Source organism: Polaromonas sp. P1_E1_2 (genome assembly GCF_056406035.1).
In genome coordinates, this window is record NZ_JBFUAZ010000285.1 from 1 (window position 1) to 5,133 (window position 5,133).

5 protein-coding genes are annotated in these 5,133 nt (G+C 63.4%); 2 read left to right on the plus strand and 3 right to left on the minus strand.

The window, feature by feature from the left end:
* Window positions 1-1,599 (plus strand): twin-arginine translocation pathway signal protein (locus AC1D1P_RS13755; protein WP_477673373.1); only part of this gene is annotated, 1,599 nt, incomplete at its 5' end.
* Between the two features lie 21 nt (window positions 1,600-1,620).
* Here AC1D1P_RS13755 and AC1D1P_RS13760 read toward each other — a convergent pair.
* Together AC1D1P_RS13760 and argE are read right to left on the minus strand one after the other, a co-directional pair.
* Complete coding sequence (locus AC1D1P_RS13760) at window positions 1,621-2,580, minus strand: tripartite tricarboxylate transporter substrate binding protein (protein WP_457279180.1); 960 nt, start codon at window positions 2,578-2,580, stop codon at window positions 1,621-1,623.
* Window positions 2,581-2,628: 48 nt separating this feature from the next.
* Window positions 2,629-3,855: an acetylornithine deacetylase gene (gene argE, locus AC1D1P_RS13765; protein ID WP_477673374.1), complete on the minus strand. Its 1,227-nt coding sequence runs from the start codon at window positions 3,853-3,855 to the stop codon at window positions 2,629-2,631.
* Between the two features lie 179 nt (window positions 3,856-4,034).
* Between argE and AC1D1P_RS13770 the strand changes: the two genes are divergently transcribed.
* The gene (locus AC1D1P_RS13770) at window positions 4,035-4,544 is read left to right on the plus strand and encodes a DUF1993 domain-containing protein (RefSeq protein WP_477648880.1); all 510 of its coding nucleotides are present in this window, start codon (window positions 4,035-4,037) and stop codon (window positions 4,542-4,544) included.
* Between the two features lie 63 nt (window positions 4,545-4,607).
* Here AC1D1P_RS13770 and AC1D1P_RS13775 read toward each other — a convergent pair.
* Window positions 4,608-5,133 (minus strand): hypothetical protein (locus tag AC1D1P_RS13775; protein WP_477673375.1); only part of this gene is annotated, 526 nt, incomplete at its 5' end.

Below are 5,133 nucleotides of genomic sequence, written 5' to 3' on the forward strand. Positions count from 1 at the left end.
AACCAGTACAGCGCGGCCATATCGCTGGGCACCAAGAACCCGGGCTTCCCGGTCACAGGCGCCAACCTCGTGTATGAAGTCCACGTCTACCTTGATGCCTTCGGCAACGGTGCCTCTTTCGATTACGACACGGAAGTCGCCAAGAACTACAGCGCGGGTTTTGGTGTCGGCCCTATCAAGGCTTCCACGGGCATGGACCGCCTGAAGATTGCGGCCGACTGGGTACAGGCCCGGGGCGCGAAGCTGGCGCTCACCGAGATCGGCATGCCGATTGACGACACGCGGTGGCAAACCATGTTTGCCCAGGCCGTCAACTATGCGCGCCAGGTCAACTGCGAGGTCTATAGCTGGATGGGCGGCAACCACTGGCCCATCCACAACTACGCCATCAACCATGTGCCGGGCTGGCACCAGAACCGCACGCTCGAGCCGCTGGTCTCGGGGCCGATGAAGGCTGCGGTGGGTATTGTGCAGGCCACCGTGTACGACGACGGTCCTGGCTATTCACCCGCCGGCGCGCCGCTGACGTTCACGGTTTATGCCCGCGGCAATCTGGCACAACCCGTGACGTTGACCGTGGCCTCCAACAACGGAGGCACGCTGAGCAAGTCCAGCCTTGTCATTCCTGCGGGGGCCAACGGCCAGGACACCTTTACCTTCACGCCGGCAGCCAATCGGGTGGCTACGCTGACCTATACCAGCGGCGGCCAGCTGTCGGGCCAGGTGCCGCCGCCGCGCAAGGTGTTCTCGCTGACCGATCCGGTGGCCTACGCTGCTACCAGCCTGGCCGATGCCGCGCTGGCCATCATCGCGAAATACAACGCCTGCAAATGGGACATGACCCACGGCTACACCGACTACCTGCTGGGTGCGCCCGCCGCGGCCGGGCAGGCGGTGCGCGCGGTGTCGGATTCGGGTTACGGCTCCAGCCCCGGCAATGCCATGGAGATGATCAACTGGATCAACAGGGACGGCCCCAACATGGGCACGATGGCGCCGCCGGTGATGCGCGTCAACGCTGGCGGCAAAAAGTATTCGGACCACAGTGTTTACGACACGGCGGGCTTCTGGTGCAAAAAATCAGTGCCAATGGCCGGCATCCAGCCCAATCCGAAAAACCGCGTGCCCTACAACATTGAAGATCCCCATTTCGCCCTTGCCGCGGTCAGTGTTCCGGGGGCAATCAATACCGGCGTGGTTTTCCAGGCCTCAAAGACCGAGACGCTCTACACCTCGGACCTGGGTTTCACCAACAGCCAGCCGTATGCCAAATGGGTGGACTCGGCGGGGCAGACCGTGCAGCTGACCAGCGCCACGAAACTCCCAGCGGGTGTGCCTGCCGTGATGGCGCTCACCTCTGCACCCGGTGCGCAGAGGCTGCGTATCAATTCGGTGCAGGCGGGCACCGCCAGTGCCACGCTGGCGCCGGGTGTGTGCAGCCAGATGCTGATCGGCTGGGGTTATCTCAGCTACTATCCGCGCGGCAGTTTCAGGGGACACATTTACGCCGTCATCGCGGGCAAAGGCGCCCCCACCGTGCCCGAGCTGGCCGTGCTGGAAAAATACCTGGCCTCCGTGGCCGGCGTCACGCTGCCATAGGCCGGCGGCGAAGTGCTGGCGCTATTCGACCTTGGCACCCGAGGCCTTCACGACCTCGGCCATGCGCTTGTAGTCCACTGCCAGCAGCTTGGCAAAGTCGGCGTTGCTCAGGGCCAGGGGCTCGATGCCCTGCTTGTCCAGGCGCTCAAGGATGACGGGGTCCTTGAGCAGTTTCGCGATGGCCGCGTTGACACGGTTGACGTCGGCTGCGGGTGTGCCGGCAGGGCCCAGCAGGCCAAACCACGAGTCAAACTGGTAGCCCGGCAAGCCGCTTTCGGCGATGGTGGGGACTTCGGGCAGGTATCTGGAACGCTTGGGTGAGGTCACGCCGATCAACCGGATGCGGCTGTCCTTGGCGAAAGCCAGCGCACCAATGCTGGCGGCAATCACGGCCTGTGCACGGCCCGAGATCACTTCATTGATGGCTTCGCCCGTGGCTTTGAGCGGCACATGCACCACGTCGATGCCGGCCAGGCCGTTGAAATACGCCATGGAAAGATGCGTGGCGCTGCCAACGCCTGCCGTCGCGTAGTTCATCTTGCCCGGGTTGGCCTTGGCGTAGCGGATGTATTCGGCCGCGGTTTTGGCGGGCACCTCGGGGTGGATCATCAGCACGTAGTCGGCCGTGCCGATATGCGCCATGGGCGTAAAGTCTTTTTGCGGGTCGTAGGCGAGTTTGGTGTAGAGCGTACCGGCGATGTTGTGGCTGGCGGCCGCCAGCACCATCGCACCGCTGTCGGGCGGGGACTTGGCGACATAACCCGTGCCCACGGTGCCGCCCGCGCCGGGACGGTTTTCCACAATCACGGTTTGGCCCAGTGCAAGGCCGAGCTCGGTGGAGATGGACCGGGCCAGGATGTCCTGCACGCCGCCCGGTGCAAAAGGCACCACGATGCGCGCGATTTTGGGGTTGGCCTGCGCCAGTGCGCTGCCTGCGGTCAGTGCCAGGCTGGTGCCCAGGAAATCTCTGCGTTGCATCATGTGTTCTTTCGGGTGAGGTAGGGGTGCAGTGGTCAGTTCAGGACGGGCTCACGACGGATTTATGCAGAGCTCGTCGGCCAGGCGGCGCATGAAGCGCTCGCACCAGGCCAGTTGCTCCAGCGTGACCCATTCGTTCGGCTGGTGTGCCTGCGCGATATGGCCGGGGCCGCACACGATGGTCGGCACACCGGCCTGGTGGAACAACGCAGCTTCCGTGCCAAAGGAAACCTTGCCGGCGCCCGAGTTGGCATCTACATCCGCGCACCTGAAGCACAACTGGGCGATTTCGCTGTCGGCTTCCGTCGCAAAACCGGGCAGCACCGAATTGAGTTTGTGGGTGATGCCGGTGTCAGCCGCCACCGCCTGCATGGCCGGCACCAGGCTGTCGGCAAAAGCTCTGGCTTCGTTGAACAGTGCATCGGGCGAATTCATGTGATGGTGGCGGATCTCCCAGGTCACATCGCAGTCGCGCGGGATGATGTTGAGCGCGGTGCCGCCGGCAATCACCCCGGTGTGGATGGTGGTATGCGGCACGTCGTAGATCGGGTCAAACGGGCCTTCCTTGACCAGTCGCCTGTGCATGGTCTTGAGGTGGGCCACAAATTCGCAGGCGATCTCCACCGCGTTCACGCCCAGCGGCGTGAGCGATGAATGCGCTTCAAAACCGCGCACCGACGTCTTGTAGGCATGCTTGCCCTTGTGCGCAATCACCACCTGCATGCCGGTGGGTTCGCCCACAATGCAGCCCGCAGGCTTGTAACCCTGCTCCACCATGTCGGCAATCAGGCGGCGCACGCCGATGCAGCCGACTTCCTCGTCATAGCTGAAGGCCAGGTGAACCGGGCGCTTGAGTTTGCGCTTGAGCAGTTCGGGCACCATCATGAGCGCGGTGGCGCCATAGCTTTTCATGTCGGTCACGCCGCGGCCGTAGAGCTTGCCGCCAATAATTTGCGCTGCGAACGGGTCGGTGTCCCAGGGCTGGCCGTCCACCGGCACCACGTCGGTATGGCCCGACAGCACGATGCCGCCCACCTTGGTTTCGCCGTTTTCGGCAGGCAGGGTGGCCCACAGGTTGGCTTTCTTGCCGCTGTCGTCATAAGTGCGCCGGCATTCAATGCCCAGTGCCTCAAGCCGTGCCTGCGTCCAGTCAAGAAGGGGCAGGTTGCTGTCGCGCGAGACGGAGGCAAAGGACACCCATTTTTCTATCAGCGGCAGGGCGGCGAGGTCGGCGGCCTGCACGGACTGGCGGGTGGCGGCGGGGAGAGGGGCGTTCATGGTGGGGCCTTTTGGGGAGGGCGGAAATTGGTATGACAGCATACTATTTTGCGAAGGCCTTCGCCGTCCTCAAAGGCCATTGGCGGGCTGCGCGCATTCCGGCCGCAATCCGGCGAGAATGCAGGGCGCCGCGTGCAGGGCGCGGCAGGCTATCTCCATTCCTTTACCGAAAGCATTTCATGACCAGCAGCATCTACACCACGTCCATCCCCGTTTTCAAGCAGATGCTGGGTGGCCTCAAGGGCGTCCTGGCCAAGGCCGAAGCCCACGCTTCCGCCAAAAACATCGACCCGAATGCCTTGCTGCAGGCCCGTCTTTTCCCTGACATGTTCCCCTTGCTGCGTCAGGTGCAAGTGGCCAGCGATTTCGCCAAGAGCGTGTCGGCCCGGCTGGCCGGTGTGGAAGTGCCGAAGATCGAAGACAAGGAAACGACGTTTGCCGAACTGCAGGCGCGTATTGACACCATCCTTGCCTTCGTTGAAGGCCTGGACGTGGCGAAATTTGATGAGGCCGCCACGCGGGAGATCGTCACGCAAGCCGGCACGCCCAAGGAAAAGCGTTTTACCGGCCAGTCCTATTTGCTGAATTACGGCCTGCCGCATTTCTTTTTTCACACCACCACGGCATACGCCATCCTCCGCCACAACGGCGTGGAAGTCGGCAAAAAAGATTACATCGGCTCGTATTGAGCCTGTCGCCGGCACCCGGGATGGGTGCCTGCTGCCTGGCCCTGGTGGCGCCTGGTGGTGCGCCTAGTGCGCCGGGCTTTGTGCCAGCGCGGGCGCTCCGGGCGCAGCCGGTTCCACGGGCGCGCGTGGCGCATAGCCGCTGCGCGGCCGGGTGGGGCTTTGCATCCAGATGGTGGGGTCGGGCATTTCCTGATGGGGGCAGCTGTCGCCGCCGTCAAGCTGCCATGAAATGCCGTGGAGCCAGTCACTGGCGCGCGGCTCAAAACGCATGATGTCCGCCATCAATACTTTCTGGAAAGCCGCCGCGTAGGTCAGCAGGCGCAGGTCCCACTGCTTCATGATGATGCGCAGGTACATGCCTTCGCCGCGTGTGGGGTTGGCGGTCAGCAACATCTGGCAGTCCAGCCAGTTCGACGGAATGCCCGCCCGCCGGGCGGTGTCCCGCAACAGCACCTGAATGAGCTGCTGCCGCACGCCAATGGTGGAGTGTTCGTCGCCGGGGACAGAGACTTCCGATTCGGGGTGGGTGGCGCTTGAGGCCGTTTTTGGCTGGCTTTTCAGTCCAAAGAGCTGTTGAAGTTTCATAAGG

What these genes read in the sequence shown, in the direction of transcription:
- AC1D1P_RS13760 (WP_457279180.1), bottom strand. Translation starts at nt 2,580, where the DNA reads ATGATGCAACGCAGAGATTTCCTGGGCACCAGCCTGGCACTGACCGCA.
- argE (WP_477673374.1), bottom strand. Translation starts at nt 3,855, where the DNA reads ATGAACGCCCCTCTCCCCGCCGCCACCCGCCAGTCCGTGCAGGCCGCC.
- AC1D1P_RS13770 (WP_477648880.1), top strand. Translation starts at nt 4,035, where the DNA reads ATGACCAGCAGCATCTACACCACGTCCATCCCCGTTTTCAAGCAGATG.